The organism is Streptomyces sp. NPDC052114, assembly GCF_040680155.1.
GTDB lineage: Bacteria > Actinomycetota > Actinomycetes > Streptomycetales > Streptomycetaceae > Streptomyces.
Genome location: NZ_JBFAWC010000031.1, coordinates 37120 through 53285 on the forward strand (window position 1 = coordinate 37120; position 16166 = coordinate 53285).

Consider the following 16166-nt stretch of genomic DNA (forward strand, 5'->3'; position numbering starts at 1 on the left):
CCTCCTGGGGACCGCGCGGCGCCCGTCTCGGCAGACGGGCGCCGCGCACTCCTGTGCGGGACCCTGACTACGCTTGCCGTACAACAGTCGTACAAGGCGAGCGAGGAGCGGCACTGTGGCGGTACGAGCGGTCCGGGGAGCCGTCCAGCTCGAACGGGACGAGGCCGGGCACATGAGTGAGCAGGTCAGCGCCCTGCTCACCGCCGTCCTCGAACGGAACGGGCTGACCCAGGAGGACCTGATCAGCATCTGGTTCACGGCCACGCCCGACCTGCACTCCGACTTCCCCGCGGCCGCCGCGCGCGGCCTCGGCATCGTCGACGTACCGCTGATCTGCGCCCAGGAGCTGGACGTCGAGGGCGCCATGCCCCGCGTCGTCCGCGTCCTCGCGCACATCGACACCGACCGCCCCCGCTCCGAGATCGCGCACGTCTACCTCGGCGCCGCGGCCGCACTCCGCAAGGACATCGCACAGTGAGAACCGCCCTCGTCATCGGCACCGGCCTGATCGGCACCTCCGCCGCCCTGGCGCTCGCCTCCCGCGGCGTCACCGTCCACCTCGCCGACCACGACCCGGCGCAGGCCCGCACCGCCGCCGCGCTCGGCGCCGGTACCGACGAGGCCCCCGAGCGCCCCGTCGACCTCTGCGTCGTCGCCGTGCCGCCCGCGCACGTCGCCGGGACGCTGGCCGACGCCATGCGGCGCGGGGCCGCGCGCGCCTACATCGACGTGGCGAGCGTCAAGGGCGGCCCGCGCCGCGAGCTGGAGGCGCTCGGCCTCGACCTCACCCCGTACATCGGCACGCACCCCATGTCCGGGCGCGAGCGCAGCGGCCCGCTCGCCGCCACCGCCGACCTCTTCGAGGGACGGCCCTGGGTGCTCACGCCGACCCGGGACACCGACACCGAGGTGCTCAACCTCGCCCTGGAGCTGGTCGCGCTCTGCCGCGCCGTCCCCGTCGTCATGGACGCCGACGCCCACGACCGCGCGGTCGCGCTCGTCTCGCACATGCCGCACCTGGTCTCCAGCATGGTCGCGGCCCGCCTGGAGCACGCCGAGGAGTCGGCGGTACGGCTGTGCGGCCAGGGCATCCGCGACGTCACGCGGATCGCCGCGTCCGACCCCCGGATGTGGATCGACATCCTCTCCGCCAACCCCGGCCCGGTCGCCGACCTGCTGGCCGCGGTCGCCACCGACCTGGACGAGACGGTGACGGCGCTGCGCGCGCTCCAGTCCGCCGACGAGGGCGAGCGGACCGAGGGCGCGGCGGGCGTCGAGAGCGTGCTGCGGCGCGGGAACGCGGGCCAGACCCGGGTGCCCGGCAAGCACGGGGCGGCCCCGGCGGCCTACGAGGTCGTCGCGGTGCTCATCGACGACCAGCCGGGCCAGCTGGCCCGCATCTTCGCCGACGCGGACCGCGCGGGCGTCAACATCGAGGACGTGCGCATCGAGCACGCCACCGGCCAGCAGGCGGGCCTGATCCAGCTGATGGTCGAGCCGAAGGCGGCGCCCGTGCTGAGCGCGGCGCTGCGCGAGCGCGGCTGGTCGATCCGGCAGTAGGCAGACAGGCAGCAGACGGGCAGCGGACACGGCGGGGACACCCCGGCGCACACCACGGTGTGCGGGCGGCCCCAGGGGCTGTCGGGGCAGGGTGCGCGAGCCAGTAACCTTGTGCGGGGCGTGTTCGCGCCCCGCCTCCCCGCTCCGCGTACTGCGAAAGGTGTCCGACACCGTGGAAACCGCCGCCCCGGCAGCCGTGATCGTCGCCATCGACGGACCGTCCGGTACGGGCAAGTCGAGCACCTCCAAGGCCGTCGCCGCCCAGCTCGGCCTCAGCTACCTGGACACGGGTGCCCAGTACCGGGCGATCACCTGGTGGATGGTGCACAACGGCATCGACCTCACCGACCCGGGCGCCATCGCGGCCGCCGCGGGCAAGCCGGAGATCGTCTCGGGCACCGACCCGGCCGCCCCGACCATCACGGTCGACGGCACGGACGTCGCGGGCCCGATCCGCACCACCGACGTCACCTCCAAGGTCAGCGCCGTCAGCGCCGTCCCCGAGGTGCGCGCCCGCATCACCGAGCTGCAGCGCTCCATCGCCGGGTCGGCCGAGGACGGCATCGTCGTCGAGGGCCGTGACATCGGCACGACCGTGCTGCCCGACGCCGACCTGAAGATCTTCCTCACCGCCTCGCCCGAGGCGCGCGCCGCCCGCCGCTCCGGCGAGCTGAAGGGCGCCGACGTCAAGGCCACCCAGGAGGCCCTGATCAAGCGGGACGCGGCGGACTCCAGCCGCAAGACGTCCCCGCTGGCCAAGGCCGGCGACGCCGTCGAGGTCGACACCACCGAGCTCACGCTCCAGCAGGTCATCGAGTGCGTCGTCACCCTCGTCGAGGAGAAGCGGGCCGGGAAGTGAGCGAGGCTCCGGCCGAGCGGGCCGCCGCCTCCGAGCGGGGTGCCGAGGTGGGCCGCCGCATCGGCGTCGGCCTGATGTACGGCCTGTGGAAACCGCGGGTGCTCGGCGCCTGGCGGGTGCCCGCGAGCGGGCCCGTGATCCTGGCCGTCAACCACTCGCACAACGTCGACGGCCCGATGGTCATGGGCGTCGCGCCCCGGCCCACGCACTTCCTGATCAAGAAGGAAGCGTTCATCGGGCCGCTGGGCTCCTTCCTCCACGGCATCGGCCAGGTGAAGGTGGACCGCTCGGTCGCCGACCGCACGGCCATCACCCGGGCCCTCGGCGTCCTGGAGCAGGGCGGCGTCCTCGGGATCTTCCCCGAGGGCACCCGGGGCGACGGCGACTTCGCCTCGCTGCGGGCCGGGCTCGCGTACTTCGCGGTGCGCTCCGGCGCCCCGATCGTCCCGGTCGCGGTGCTGGGAAGCACGGAGCGGCGCGGACGGTTGTTCAAGCAGCTGCCTCCGCTGCGCAGCCGGGTCGACGTCGTCTTCGGCGACCCCTTCGAGGCGGGCGACGGCAGCGGGCGGCGCACGCGCAAGGCGCTCGACGAGGCGACCGTGCGCATCCAGGAGCGGCTCACCGCCCACCTGGAAAACGCCAGGCGCCTGACCGGGCGCTGAGTGAGACTTATCAAGTAGTGCCCCGGCCCGATGTGCGGGCCGGTGCACCGATCACCACGATGAACGACGAGGTACGGACTTCATGAACGACCAGATCCAGCCCGAGGGCGACGGCTTCGCCGAGCACGACCACGGGGCGCTCGGCGACGCCGAGTACGCACAGTTCATGGAGCTCGCCGCCGAAGAGGGCTTCGACATCGAGGAGGTCGAGGGCGCCATCGAGGAGGCGGGCCACGGCCCGCTGCCCGTCCTCGCCGTCGTCGGCCGCCCCAATGTCGGCAAGTCGACCCTGGTGAACCGCATCATCGGCCGCCGCGAGGCCGTCGTGGAGGACAAGCCGGGCGTCACCCGCGACCGCGTCACCTATGAGGCCGAGTGGGCGGGCCGTCGTTTCAAGGTCGTCGACACCGGCGGCTGGGAGCAGGACGTCCTCGGCATCGACGCCTCCGTCGCCGCCCAGGCGGAGTACGCCATCGAGACCGCCGACGCCGTGGTCTTCGTGGTGGACTCCACGGTCGGCGTCACCGACACCGACGAGGCCGTCGTGCGCCTGCTGCGCAAGGCCAAGAAGCCCGTGGTGCTCTGCGCCAACAAGGTCGACGGCCCCAGCGGCGAGGCCGACGCCACCGCCCTGTGGTCGCTCGGCATCGGCGAGCCGCACCCGGTCTCCTCGCTGCACGGCCGCGGCACCGGCGACATGCTCGACGCCGTCCTGGAGGCCCTGCCGGAGGCGCCCGCGCAGACCTTCGGCGGCCCCGGCATCGGCGGCCCGCGCCGCATCGCCCTCATCGGCCGGCCGAACGTCGGCAAGTCCTCGCTGCTCAACAAGGTGGCGAACGAGGAGCGCGTGGTCGTCAACGAACTGGCGGGCACCACCCGCGACCCGGTCGACGAGCTGATCGAGCTGGGCGGGGTCACCTGGAAGTTCGTGGACACGGCGGGCATCCGCAAGCGCGTCCACCTCCAGCAGGGCGCCGACTACTACGCGTCGCTGCGCACCGCCGCCGCCGTAGAGAAGGCGGAGGTCGCGGTCATCCTGCTCGACGCCAGCGAGTCCATCAGCATCCAGGACCAGCGCATCGTCACGATGGCCGTCGAGGCGGGCCGCGCGATCGTCGTCGCGTACAACAAGTGGGACACCCTCGACGAGGAGCGCCGCTACTACCTGGAGCGGGAGATCGAGACCGAGCTCGGCCAGGTCGCCTGGGCGCCCCGGGTGAACGTGTCGGCGCGCACGGGCCGCCACATGGAGAAGCTGGTCCCGGCGATCGAGACGGCCCTGGAGGGCTGGGAGACGCGCGTGCCGACCGGCCGCCTGAACGCGTTCCTCGGCGAGATCGTGGCCGCCCACCCGCACCCGGTGCGCGGCGGCAAGCAGCCCCGCATCCTCTTCGGCACGCAGGCGGGCACCAAGCCGCCGCGGTTCGTCTTCTTCGCCTCGGGCTTCATCGAGGCCGGCTACCGCCGCTTCCTGGAGCGCCGACTGCGCGAGGAGTTCGGCTTCGAGGGGACGCCCATCCACATCTCGGTGCGCGTCCGCGAGAAGCGCGGCCGCAAGAAGTAGTCGGTCGTACGCGCGCGAAGGCCCGGCCCCCCGTCATCGGGGGGCCGGGCCTTCGGCTGTCCGGAGCCGGTGTCTCAGTGCTCGCGGCGCGGGCCCGGCGGCAGGGCCGCGGGGAACTGGTGGTGGCCCGTGGCGTGGTGCGCGGTGGCGTAGTGGTCGTGCTGGCCGTAGCGCGCGACCTGGAACTGGCCGTAGGAGCCGGAGCGCTGGTCGTGCCGGCCGCCGCCGTGGTGCTGCATGCCGTACGGTCCCGTGCCGAAGGCGGTGAACCCCAGCTCCTCCTCGCCGGTCCGGTCGCCCGGCAGGGCCCTGAAGGCCCTCAGGTACTCCGAGTACAGCGTGTCGTAGATGGGTGTGGCCGAGCGGTCGCCCGTCGTGTCCTGCGCCGAGCGCATGGACGGGATGGGGTTCTGGTACGTCGGCCGGTGGCGTGAGGGGTCGTATGGGTGCACGTATGTGCCAACGAAACCGGCGCTCTGCGGATGCGGGGGGCGCGCGGCTTTCCGGGTCCGGCAGGAGTGTGACCGGCGCGTTCGGCGCCGGGCGCCGGTGTCCGTGATCAACGGGAAGCGGCCCCGACACCCCCCGGGAGAGGGGCTGTCGGGGCCGGTGGCGCCGGTGTGGCTCAGATGCGGCTCGGTGCGGCTCAGGTGCCGGCGAGCGGCATCGCGCTCGCGACGAGCCTGCCCTGTGAGGCCGCCTTGTCCAGGGCGTCCCGCAGCAGGTCCTCACGCGGCTGGCGGCCGATGGAGCCGACGGGGGCCGCGAAGAGCAGCACGGTCTGCGTCTTGTTCGCGGCGGCCCGCCAGGCCTCGGTGACCTGGAGCGGCTGGTGCGCCTGCCACCAGGCGACGGGGGAGCCGCCGGCGGTGCCGGGCTGCAGGACGGCGTGCAGCTGGCCCATGGCGAGGAGCACGGACCAGCCGTGCAGCACGGAGGGGACGCCGTCGAGCGAGGTGACCGGCATGAAGCCCTGCTCGATCAGGAGCGGCAGGAAGTCGTCGCCGCCGCCCGGCGCGGCGCCGGGGCGGGCGATGGGGCCGGTCGGCTCGACGACGAGGGCGGGGCGCAGCTCGCCCTCGATCAGGACGAGACCGCTGGTCACACCGAGGACGGCCTGGTTCGGCGTGACCTCGGCGGCGGAGTCCGCGCCGTCCTCGCCGGTGATCGACCGCACGGCGCCCTGGAGCTGCTCCTCGGAGACCGTGACGATCTGGGAGGGCAGGCAGGAGGCGTGGGCGAAGGCGAGCACGGCGGTCTCGTCGCCGACGAACAGGACCGTGCTGGTGCGCTCCTGTTCGGCGTCGCCCGGGGTGCGGCAGGACGTGCAGTCGTAACTGCCCGGCGTGTTGTCTCCGGCGAGCAGCCTGTCGGCTTCTTCGTCGCCGATTTCGGCGCGTACGTCGTCGCTGACGTCGAGCATGCGCGGCACGGGTGGCTCCTCGGGATCGTCGCATGGGGTGCATGTGGTGGGTGTGGTGGCCGGACGGCGCCCGGCTCATAGGAAGACAACGGTGGATCAGTGGCACAGGTCACGCGCGAAGGCGAACGGAATCGAACCATCCGCAGCGGAGGGTGAATTGGCCCCTGGAATCCGTCACTCCGCGCCAACACGTGTCGTGCACATGGAAGTTGGGGCGGTGAGCTGAGTCACAGATCGACGCGGGGTGCGGTTGACAAATCCGGATATCAGGGAATGAAGTGGGTGGCCGAAACCCGCCGATACCCGAGGTAACGCTCAACTGGCCTCGAACGACAAGGAGTTGGTTGTTGTCGGGGCGAGAGCGCTCATAGATTCCACCGCCGTGTGCAGCGAGCACCGCTCGGGTACGTCCGCCGGTCGCATCAGCCAGCACGAGCGACCACACCGGCGGGCGGGGCCGCACGGACCCCAGGCGCCGGATGCGTGAGGGGCCCGCACGGCCGGGGGAAGCCCGGGTCCTCCGAGAGGGATATCCATGTCCGCACGTCCCAGTCGCACCCGCACCACGGCAGTGATCGGTGGGGCCGCTCTCCTGGCTCCGCTCGGCCTGCTCGCCGCCACCGGCCAGGCCGGTGCCGCGGACAGCGGAGTGTGGGACCGCATCGCACGGTGTGAGAGCGGCGGAAACTGGCAGATCAACACGGGCAACGGCTACTACGGCGGGCTGCAGTTCTCCGCCGGTACCTGGCGCGCGTACGGCGGCGGGGCCTACGCGCCCACGGCCGACAAGGCGTCCAAGGCGCAGCAGATCGCTGTCGCCACCAAGGTCCAGCGCTCCCAGGGCTGGGGCGCGTGGCCCACCTGCTCGGCGCGCGCGGGAGCGTACGGCAGCGCGCCGTCCGCCGCGGCGCCGGTGCCCAAGGCCGTCAAGCCGGCGCCCAAGGCCTTCAAGCAGCGGTCCGCGACGCCCGGCCGCGCCGACCGGGGCGGCCCGCGCGGCGCCTCCGGGAACTACACCGTGCGCCAGGGCGACACGCTGAGCCTGATCGCGGCCCGGCACGGAACCAGCTGGCAGCGGGTGTACACCGCCAACCAAGGAGTCATCGGCGGCGACCCGGACATGATCGTGCCGGGCCAGCGGCTGCGGGTCTGACCCGCGTCGTCCGACCGGGTGGGGCCGCCCCCGTGGGGCGGCGCGGCACGCGAGGACCGGCCGTCCGGCTGCCTAGCGTGACCCGATGCACCCGAAGTTGACGAAGCGTTCGTGGTCCGTGTCCCTGGTCGTCGGCGCGATCCTGGCGGCGGTGGCGTCACTTCCCTCGGCAGCCGCGTCCGCGGCACCGCCACCGCTGCCGGGAGCCCCCTCGGCGGCCTACGACTGTTCGCTGGCCAAGGGTCCGTGGAACTGCCTCGCCGAGTGCGAGAGCAGCGGCCGATGGCACGTGAACACGGGCAACGACTACTACGGAGGGCTGCAGTTCTGGCAGCCCACCTGGGAGGAGCACGGCGGGCTCAAGTACGCGCCGCGCGCCGACCTGGCCACCAAGGAGGAGCAGATCAAGGTTGCGGAGGAGGTGTTGCGCACCCAGGGGTGGGGGGCCTGGCCCGTCTGCTCCAAGAAGGTGCGGATCGACCGGTTCGACCGGCGCGTCCACGAGGTGAAGGCCGGGGAGACGCTCAGCTCGATCGCGGCCCGCTACCACGTGAAGGGGGGCTGGAAGGCGCTCTACAAGGCCAACCGCGACATGATCGGGGACCACCCCGACCGGCTCAACGTGGGCACCCTGCTGGTCATTCCGGGCCGTACCGCGGCCGGGGCCCCGGCGCGGGGCTGAGTTCGCCCGGCTCTCCGCTGAACGCCACGGCGCCCCGGCGCAGTTCGTGCACCAGCACCGCCGCCCGTCCCGCGCCCCCGCGCAGGGCGGGCGGCAGCCGTTGCTCGGCCACCGCCACACAGGCGCCGGCCACGGCCAGCCCGCGCAGCAGCGCGTACGTCCGTGCCGCGACGGTGGGGGACATGCCCTGGGTCGGCTCGTCCACGAGGACCACCCGCGCGTCGGAGAGCAGGGCCCGGGACAGGGCCAGCATGCGCTGTTCGCCGCCCGAGAGCGTGCCCGCGCCGCGGGACAGCAGGGGCCGCAGCTCGGGGTACGCGTCCAGGGCACGGGTGACGTCGCCCTTCGCCTGGGACAGTTCGAGGTTCTCCGCGACGGTCAGGGCGGCGAACACCGCCTGGCGGTCCGGCACGAAGCACAGACCCCCCGCCGCGCGCTCGTGGGCCGGGCGGCGCGTGATGTCCCGGCCGTCGCGCACGACCGCGCCGGAGGAGAGGGCGACCGTACCGGCCAGGGCGCGCAGGGCCGTGGTGCGGCCGGAGCCGTTGCGGCCCAGGAGGACGGTGAGGGCAGCGGCCGGGACGGCGAGCGTGATGCCGTGCAGGGCCTCCAGGGGTCCGTAGCGGACGCGGGCGGCGCGCAGTTCGATGCCGTGCATTCAGCGGACCTCCGCCAGGACGTGCTCCGCCGGGCCGGAGGCGACGATGCGGCCCGCCGCCATCACGTGCACGGTGTCCGCGAGGCCCGCCACCAGATCGAGGTCGTGCTCGACCACCAGAAGCGCCATGCCGTCGGCCGCGAGCGCCCGCAGCAGGGCCGTCAGGGCGGCCGCTTCGGCGGTGTCCAGGCCCGCGGCCGGCTCGTCCAGAAGGAGGGTGTGGGGGGCTCCGGCCAGCGCCCGCGCCAGTTCCGTGCGTCTGAGGGCGCCGGTGGAGAGGTCGGCGGCGGGGCGGTCGGCGAGGTCGGTCAGGGACAGCAGGCGCAGGGCCCGGTCATGGGCCGCGTCGGTCCGGGCGCCGGCCGCCTGGTCCGCGCCCACCCGGACGTTCTCCGCGACCGTCAACGACGGGAAGACCGCGAGCTGCTGGAAGGTGCGGGCCATGCCGGAGCGGGTGCGGGCGTGGGCGGGCAGGCGGGTGATGTCGCGGGCGCCGAGGGTGATGCGGCCCGCGTCGGGGCGCAGCGTGCCGGCCAGACAGTGGAAGAGGGTGCTCTTGCCCGCGCCGTTGGGGCCCACCACGGCGGTGATCCGGCCCCGGGGCACGCTCAGCGTCACGTCGTCCAGGGCCGTGAAGCCGTCGTAGGCGAGGGAAATGCGGTGGGCGGTGAGGGTGGGACGACGGGGCGCGCGCGGCTCCGGGGCGCGGGGGGCCGCGGTGCGTCCGGTCCGTCGTGGGGGCGGGGCGCTGTCCGTGGCCCGCGGCGGGGGTGCGGGCGTGGCCGCGCGCTCCTGCGCGGCCGGGGCCGTTTCCGGTCCGCCACCCGCGAGCGCCCCCCGCACCGCCCTGCCCAGGGGCGTCAGCCGGGGAGTGCGGCGCAGCCGTCGCGTGGCCGCGCGCAGCGCCTCGTACGGGCCTCCGGGGAAGCGCCCGACCAGGACCGCGAGGACGCCGATCAGCGCCGCCGCCACCCCGCCCCGCGTCCCCGCGTCGAGGCCCACCAGGAGCGCCGCCGCGGCCAGCGCCCCCAGCACGCTGTCCGAGCCGAGGACCACCACCGCAGCGAACCAGAGGAGTCCGCGTACGGGGTCGTACGCACCGGAGTCGAACGCCCGCTGCCCCATGGCGAGCATCCCGCCGCCCAGCGCGGCCAGCGCCGCCCCCGTGACGAAGGCCGTGAGCTTGAGCGTGCGCACGGGCACCCCGGCCGCCGCCGCGCCCGCCTCGTGGTCCCGCATCGCCGCGAGCGCGCGTCCCGTGCGGCCCCGGCGCAACGCGGTGACCAGGAGCAACGCCCCTGCCAGGAGCACGAGTTCGAGGACGTAGTACGCGCGGTCGCCCCCGAAGCCCGCCGGGCGGTCCGGGGCCAGGCCCGACGTCGCGTACGGCTGCGCGAAGACGAAGCGGCTCACGCCCACGCCGACCGCGAAGGTCGCGAGGGCCAGCGCCAGACCGTGCCTGCTGATCGCGGGCCAGCCCGTGAGCAGGCCCAGCGGCGCGACGAGGAGCACTGCCACGGCCAGGGCCGGCAGGTGCGGGAGTTCGGGCAGGCCGGGGAAGCGGCCCGCCGTGAGCAGGGCCGTGAACAGGGCGCCGAGGCCCGCGTACGCCGCCTGGCCCAGCGAGATCTGGCCGCCGCGGCCCGTGACGACGACGAGGGACAGCAGGATCACCGCGAGCGCGGGCACCTGGACCGAGGTCGTCAGGTCCGGGCCCGCGAAGCCGAGGGGGATCAGGAAGAGGACCGCCGCCACGATCCACGCGCCCGGCGGCGTGGGGACGCGGGCCGTCGCCGTGCGGGGCAGCGCGTCCTGCGCGCCGATGCCCGGCAGGATCAGGGCCGCGACGAGCAGGGCGATCACGAACAGGTTCGCGCCCGCGGTCTGGAGCAACTGCTCCTGCCAGCCGCCGGGGTGCAGGCGCGTCAGCTGGCTCTGCGCGACGCCGAGCCCGAGGGCGACGGTCACGGCGACGGGCAGGCTGCGCATGCCGGCCGCCACGGCCACCGCCACGACCTCCATGACGAGCAGCGGCATGCCGTACGGGTCCAGGCGCACGAAGGGGGCGAGCAGGACGCCGGTGAGGCCGGCCGTGAAGGCGCCGAAGGCCCAGCCCGCCGCGGCCACCCGGTCCGCGTCGATCCCGGCGAGCCGGGCGAGGCCGCGGTTGTCGACGACGGCGCGCAGCTCGCCGCCGAAGCGGGTCCACCGGGTCACCGCGCCCACCGCTGCCGCGAGCGCGACCGCCGTGCCCAGTTGGACCCACGGATCCGAGGAGAGCAGCGCGGGCACGTCGTCGCGGGCGCCCGGTCCCCACAGGAGGGTCGCGCCGCCCACCAAGAGGACGAAGACGCCGATCGAGGCGACCAGGGTCTGCGCGGGGCTGCTGCCGAGGACCGCGAGCGGGCGGAAGACGGCGCGGTCCAGGAGCAGGCCGATGCCGGGGGCGACCACGAGCAGTGTGACGGCGGCCGCCAGGGGGAGCGGCCAGTGCCATTCGACGGTGAACTGGCGCAGGACGTACGCGCAGACCATGGCGATGGCGCCGTGCGCGAAGTTGAGGACGCCGGTCGCGCGGTACGTGACGATCAGGCCGATTCCGGTGAGGGCGGCGGCGCTGCCGACCGAGAGCCCGGCCAGCGTGAGGTCGTAGCTCAGGGACGCCACCGGGTCAGCGCTCCGGGGCGGGTGCGGGGGCGTCCGGCGGGTCCTCGGGGGGCGGGGCGTTCCGTGCCTCGGGGCGCGGGGGTTCGCAGATCGGGCAGGGGGCCAGACCGCCCGTCGACAGGACCGTGGCGTCGGCGGGGACGGCCTCCGGTTTGCCCGCGACCAGGGCGCAGTCCGCGCGGTGCCAGAGCGTGCCGCCGGGGACCATGAGGAGGCCGTCGCCGGTCGCCGCCGGGGCCGGGGTCCGCTCCGTGACCTCGGCGGGTGCCGTCGCCACCAGGAGGCCGTACAGCTCCTCGACGCGCGCCGCGGCCAGGGCGCTCCTGCCGTGGGCGAGCAGCACCGCGCCCGCGACGATCAGCGCGGCGCCGGGCACCGTGCACGACGCGAGATAGGGCAACTGCCGCTCGGCGAACCGCTCCCCGGAGATGCCGTACCAGCCCGTCACGCACAGCACCGCGCCCGCCGCGAGGGCCGCGTACGCCGCCCAGAGCAGGGGGTGCACGGCCCGCGCCCCGGCCGGTCGGGACGCGCTGTCTGTCCGAGCTGTCCGATCCACCCGCATCGAGCCCCCTGGGACACGTTGTCGGTCACGTCGGTGACGCCGGTCCGGTCATCGGTCTGTCCATGTCAGCCGATGGCTTGCACTATGCCTTCTGCAAGCTGACCCTGAAAGCACCGGGCCCTGATGGCCCGGACCGACACCCGGTGGTGAGCCAGATGGTTCTCGGGAGCAGCCCCAGGCGGGGGACGACGCGCGGGCGGGGAAGGGTGCGGAGCGCGGCGCTGGCGGCCGCCGCGGTCCTGCTGATCGCACCGGCCGCCGCGGCCTGCGGCGACGACAGCGGCGGCGGCGACGGCGCCAAGCCGCCCGAGCCGTCCATGGAGAGGACGACCGAACCGGCGAAGGATCCGCAGGACGGCGCGACCGCGCCCGCCGATCCGGCCGCCGCCGAGAAGGAGGTCCGCGCCAACTGGGAGAAGTTCTTCGACCCCGACGTCTCCCTGAAGGACAAGGAAGCCGTCCTGGAGAACGGCGCCGAGATGCGCGCCGTCCTGGCGGGATTCAGCGGCGACGAGCGCGGCAAGCAGGTCGCCGCCGACGTCTCCGGGGTCGAGTTCACCTCGGCGACCGGGGCCGACGTGACGTACGCGCTGACCCTGAAGGGCGCCACCGCGCTGCCCGACGCCTCGGGCACCTCCGTCGAGCAGGACGGCACCTGGAAGGTGTCCGTCAAGACGCTCTGCGCCCTGGTGAAGCTGAGCGGGAATGCGTCGCCCGGTCCGGGCTGCTGAGGCACTGCTCGCCGTCGCCCTCCTGACGGCGAGCGCGGCCTGCGGGAGCCGGCTGCCCGAGAGCGACTTCGAGCGGCGCGGCACGGCGCCCGCCCCCGCCGGCGGCGAGCCGATCGCGGTGGGCATCATCACGAGCGCGACCAGCCCGGTAGGCGGCGCCGCCTTCACCGGGCCGCGCGACGGTGCCAAGGCCTACTTCGACCGCCTGAACGCGCGCGGCGGCATCCAGGGGCGCAAGGTCGAGGTGCACACCTGCGACGACGGCGGCAGCGGCGTCGGCAACAACGACTGCGTGCACAAGCTGGTCGAGGAGCAGAAGGTGGTCGCGCTCGTGGCGACGACGTCCCTTGACTACGCGGGCGCGGCACGGGTCTCCCGCGCGCGCGTGCCCGACGTCGGGGGCCAGCCCATCGGGTCCGCGTACGAGACGTATCCGCATCTCTACGGGATCTACGGCAGCCTCGCCCCGCGCGAGGGCAGGCCGGGCTGGGGCGGGAAGCTGTACGGCGGGACCGAGGTCTACCGCTACTTCAAGCGGGAGCAGGGCGCCCGGACCGCCGCCGTCGTCTCCTACAACCAGGCCGCCTCCGCCGCGTACGCCCGGCTCGTCACCCGGGGCCTGCAGGCCGAGGGGTACAAGGTCGTCACCGAGCAGGTCGACTTCGCGCTGCCCAACTTCCGTGCCGCCGCGGCCGACCTGAAGGAGCAGGGCGCCGACCTCGTCTTCGACGCGATGGACACCCACGGCAACGCCCAGCTGTGCAAGGCGATGGACGACGTCGGCGCGAAGGTCACCGCCAAGGTCACCAACGTGCAGAACTGGACCTCGACCGTCGAGGCGGACTACAAGGACGCGCCGCGCTGCCGCAACGCCCTGTGGGCCACCGGGTCGAGCCGCAACTACGAGGACACGGGCCACCCGGCCGTCCGCGCGTTCCGCGCCGCCATGAAGGGGCACGAGGACCTCTCCCAGTGGCAGCTGGAGGGCTGGGCCGCCGCCATGTGGTTCACGGACGCCGCGACGTCCTGCGCAAGCGGAAGCGGGGGCATCACGCGCGCGTGCGTCGACCGCTTCATGAACCGTGACGAGCCCTACGACGCGCGCGGGTTGCTCGTGCCGGTCGCTTTCGAGCACCGGGCGAAGCCGCCCACCACGCGCAGGACGTGTGTGTCGGTGGCACGCTGGCAGGACGGCAAGGGCTGGATCTCCCGGGGCGGGGACATGGACGACAACTGCTTCGTCGTCCCTCAGCTCTCCTACCAGCCTTGATGTGCGAGATCGCGAAAAGGTTCCACCTCCCCGCTACCGATCAGGCATCCGTTTCAACACAGGATGATGATGAAACCCAACCCTTGGCCAGGAATCCCCGTCTAACCCATCGGTAGGCGGACGAGGGGGACTGTCCGCACGGAAGCGCGGAATACGGGGACGCATGCACATCTCTTTCCTGATTCACAACGCGTACGGAATCGGAGGGACGATCCGGACGACGTACAACCTGGCGAACACGCTGGCCCAGCAGCATGACGTCGAGGTTGTCTCGGTCTTCCGGCACCGCGACGAGCCCGTGTTCGCGCCTGACCCGCGCGTGCGCCTGAGCCACCTCGTCGACCTGCGCAAGGGGACCGCGGGATACGAGGGCGAGGACCCCGAGCACCTGACCCCCGCGCGGACCTTCCCCGCCGCGGAGGGCCGCTACGACCAGTACAGCGCCCTGACCGACCGCCGCATCGCCGACCACCTCGCGGCCCTGGACACGGACGTCGTCGTCGGCACCCGCCCCGGCCTCAACGTGCACATCGCCCGCCAGACCCGGCGCGGCCCCCTGCGGGTGGGCCAGGAACACCTCACGCTCGACAGCCACTCCAGGGAACTGCGCCGCCAGTTGCGCAGCGTCTACCCCCGCCTCGACGTCCTGACCACGACGACCGAGGCCGACGCCCGCGCCTACCAGCGCAAGATGCGGCTGCCCGGCGTCCACGTCCAGGCCGTGCCCAACCCCGTGCCCGCGCCCGGCATCGAGCCGGCCGACGGCTCCCACAAATGGGTCGTGGCGGCCGGCAGGCTCGCGCCCGTCAAGCGGTACGACCTGCTGATCAGGGCCTTCGACACGGTGCGCCGCGAGCGGCCCGACTGGCGGCTGCGGATCTACGGCGGCGGCAAGCAGAAGGACAAGCTGCGCGCGCTGATAGACGAGCTCGGCCTCTACAACCACGTCTTCCTGATGGGCCCGGCCCACCCCATCGAGCCCGAGTGGGCCAAGGGCTCCATCGCCGCCGTCACCTCCAGCCTGGAGTCCTTCGGCATGACGATCGTCGAGGCGATGCGCTGCGGGCTCCCGGTGGTCGCCACCGACTGCCCGCACGGCCCCGGCGAAATCATCGACAACGGTGTCGACGGGCGCCTCGTCGAGGTCGGCAACCCCGACGCCATCGCGGGCGGACTGCTCGAACTGATCAACAACGACTCGCTCCGGCAGCGGATGGCGGGCGCGGCGCTCCAGGACTCCGAGCGCTTCGACCCGGAACGCATCGCCGAGCGCTACGACGCGATGTTCTCCGGGATGCTCGCCCGCGGGACCTCGCTGGGGGGCCGGATGCGCGGCTCCCTCCACCGCACGCGCGGCGCACTGCTCGGGGGCGCGTACGCCGTGCGGGATCTCGGCCGGGTACAGACGAAGGGATCGACCGCATGACGGCCTTGGCCACCTCGCAGGCGACGCCGCACGCAGGGGACGACCAGGAGGCGGCGACGGCGCCACGCGCCGACTGCATCGCCGACTCCGCCGGCGGTCTCACCTTCGACGTCACCGACACCGGGGAGCCGGGGCTGCGCGACGCGGCCTATCTGCTGCTGCGCCTGCGCGAGTCCGCCGACGAGGTGCGCCTGCCGCTGTCCCCGTCGGCGGACGGCCGGCTGCGCGCCGCGCTGCCCAGCAGCGTGGAGCTCGCCGAGGGCCGCTGGAACGCGTACGTCCAGGTCGCGGGCGGCGACCCGCGCCGGCTGATGCCGGGCGTGAACGACCTGCGCTCCCTGGTCGACCGCGCCCCCAGCGGCAGCCGCGGCCACGTCGCGGTGCGCATTCCGTACGCGACGAAGCAGGGCAACCTCTCCGTGCGCAGCTGGCTGCGCGCGCCGCACGCCGAGGCCGGCCAGATCGAGATCGGCGACGCCGCCATGACCGTGCACGGCCGCCTCTACGGCACCGCGCTCACCGACGGCGCGTACGCCGAGGCCGTCCGGCGCGCCGAGCCCGGCCTCGTGCACCGCTGCGACGTCGCCGTCGAGGGGCCGCGGTTCACCTTCGGGGTGCGCCACGGACTGCTCGCCGACAGCGGTCCCGGGCCCTGGGACCTGTGGCTGCTCCCGGCGGGGGAGAACGGGCCGCGGGTGCGACTTGCCCGCCTCCTGGACGACGTCCCGGACAAGAAGACGATCTTCACCTACCCGGCGACGCGTTTCACGACGGCCGCGCACGGCACCGTCGAGGCGGGCCCGTACTACACCAACGACAACGACCTGGCCGTCCGCGTCCGCGAGGCGAGCGGCGCCGCGGAGCCCACGGAGCGGCAGGCCGAGGAGGAGCCCGGCACCGAGAGCTGACACCGAGGACAGCGGCTGTCCTCGATCACCGGCACAAT

General features: G+C 73.9%; 16 protein-coding genes. 11 read left to right on the top strand and 5 right to left on the bottom strand.

Going from position 1 to position 16166, the window contains the following annotated elements:
- Positions 1–115: 115 nt before the first annotated feature.
- The 5 genes from aroH to der all read left to right on the top strand — a co-directional run bounded on the left by aroH (position 116) and on the right by der (position 4645).
- Positions 116–478: a chorismate mutase gene (aroH, locus tag AB0L89_RS39290; RefSeq protein WP_365152445.1), complete on the top strand. Its 363-nt coding sequence runs from the start codon at positions 116–118 to the stop codon at positions 476–478.
- Positions 475–1560 (top strand): prephenate dehydrogenase, encoded by a 1086-nt coding sequence (locus AB0L89_RS39295; RefSeq protein ID WP_365152447.1) that lies wholly within the window; start codon positions 475–477, stop codon positions 1558–1560. The genes aroH and AB0L89_RS39295 overlap by 4 nt, the downstream gene beginning before the upstream one ends.
- 172 nt (positions 1561–1732) lie before the next feature.
- On the top strand, positions 1733–2419 hold the full coding sequence (gene cmk / locus AB0L89_RS39300) for a (d)CMP kinase (protein ID WP_365152449.1): 687 nt from the start codon (positions 1733–1735) through the stop codon (positions 2417–2419).
- Entirely contained in the window at positions 2377–3081 is a 705-nt protein-coding gene (locus tag AB0L89_RS39305) for a lysophospholipid acyltransferase family protein (RefSeq protein ID WP_365152451.1), read from the top strand. The genes cmk and AB0L89_RS39305 overlap by 43 nt, the downstream gene beginning before the upstream one ends.
- An 82-nt stretch (positions 3082–3163) precedes the next feature.
- Positions 3164–4645 (top strand): ribosome biogenesis GTPase Der, encoded by a 1482-nt coding sequence (gene der / locus AB0L89_RS39310; protein ID WP_365152453.1) that lies wholly within the window; start codon positions 3164–3166, stop codon positions 4643–4645.
- A gap of 74 nt (positions 4646–4719) precedes the next feature.
- Here the strand turns inward: der and AB0L89_RS39315 are convergent, their stop codons facing one another.
- Both AB0L89_RS39315 and AB0L89_RS39320 read right to left on the bottom strand, forming a co-directional pair.
- The gene (locus AB0L89_RS39315) at positions 4720–5040 is read right to left on the bottom strand and encodes a hypothetical protein (protein WP_365152455.1); all 321 of its coding nucleotides are present in this window, start codon (positions 5038–5040) and stop codon (positions 4720–4722) included.
- Positions 5041–5291: 251 nt separating this feature from the next.
- The gene (locus AB0L89_RS39320; RefSeq protein ID WP_365152457.1) at positions 5292–6077 is read right to left on the bottom strand and encodes a hypothetical protein; all 786 of its coding nucleotides are present in this window, start codon (positions 6075–6077) and stop codon (positions 5292–5294) included.
- Between the two features lie 526 nt (positions 6078–6603).
- Here AB0L89_RS39320 and AB0L89_RS39325 point away from each other — a divergent pair.
- Together AB0L89_RS39325 and AB0L89_RS39330 are read left to right on the top strand one after the other, a co-directional pair.
- Positions 6604–7221, top strand: coding sequence for a transglycosylase family protein (locus tag AB0L89_RS39325; RefSeq protein ID WP_365152459.1), 618 nt, complete (start codon positions 6604–6606; stop codon positions 7219–7221).
- A gap of 85 nt (positions 7222–7306) precedes the next feature.
- Positions 7307–7903, top strand: coding sequence for a transglycosylase family protein (locus AB0L89_RS39330; RefSeq protein WP_365152461.1), 597 nt, complete (start codon positions 7307–7309; stop codon positions 7901–7903).
- Here the strand turns inward: AB0L89_RS39330 and AB0L89_RS39335 are convergent.
- The 3 genes from AB0L89_RS39335 to AB0L89_RS39345 are packed head-to-tail and all read right to left on the bottom strand — an operon-like array spanning position 7860 to position 11793.
- On the bottom strand, positions 7860–8561 hold the full coding sequence (locus tag AB0L89_RS39335; protein WP_365152463.1) for an ATP-binding cassette domain-containing protein: 702 nt from the start codon (positions 8559–8561) through the stop codon (positions 7860–7862). The two genes, AB0L89_RS39330 and AB0L89_RS39335, sit on opposite strands and share 44 nt — an antisense overlap.
- Positions 8562–11228, bottom strand: coding sequence for an ATP-binding cassette domain-containing protein (locus tag AB0L89_RS39340; protein ID WP_365152465.1), 2667 nt, complete (start codon positions 11226–11228; stop codon positions 8562–8564).
- A 4-nt stretch (positions 11229–11232) separates the two neighbouring features.
- Positions 11233–11793: a hypothetical protein gene (locus AB0L89_RS39345; protein ID WP_365152467.1), complete on the bottom strand. Its 561-nt coding sequence runs from the start codon at positions 11791–11793 to the stop codon at positions 11233–11235.
- A gap of 155 nt (positions 11794–11948) precedes the next feature.
- Between AB0L89_RS39345 and AB0L89_RS39350 the strand changes: the two genes are divergently transcribed.
- From AB0L89_RS39350 to AB0L89_RS39365, 4 genes are all read left to right on the top strand, one after another.
- Positions 11949–12524 carry a hypothetical protein gene (locus AB0L89_RS39350; RefSeq protein ID WP_365152468.1) on the top strand — a complete coding sequence of 192 codons (576 nt, stop codon included), beginning with the start codon at positions 11949–11951 and terminating at the stop codon, positions 12522–12524.
- A complete protein-coding gene (locus AB0L89_RS39355) occupies positions 12499–13794 on the top strand; it encodes an ABC transporter substrate-binding protein (RefSeq protein ID WP_365152470.1) in 1296 nt (431 codons plus the stop codon). Before AB0L89_RS39350 ends, AB0L89_RS39355 begins: the two co-directional genes overlap by 26 nt.
- Before the next feature lie 163 nt (positions 13795–13957).
- Positions 13958–15220, top strand: coding sequence for a glycosyltransferase family 4 protein (locus AB0L89_RS39360; RefSeq protein WP_365152471.1), 1263 nt, complete (start codon positions 13958–13960; stop codon positions 15218–15220).
- Positions 15217–16128, top strand: a complete 912-nt coding sequence (locus AB0L89_RS39365) for a hypothetical protein (protein WP_365152473.1) — start codon at positions 15217–15219, stop codon at positions 16126–16128. Before AB0L89_RS39360 ends, AB0L89_RS39365 begins: the two co-directional genes overlap by 4 nt.
- Positions 16129–16166 lie beyond the last annotated feature (38 nt).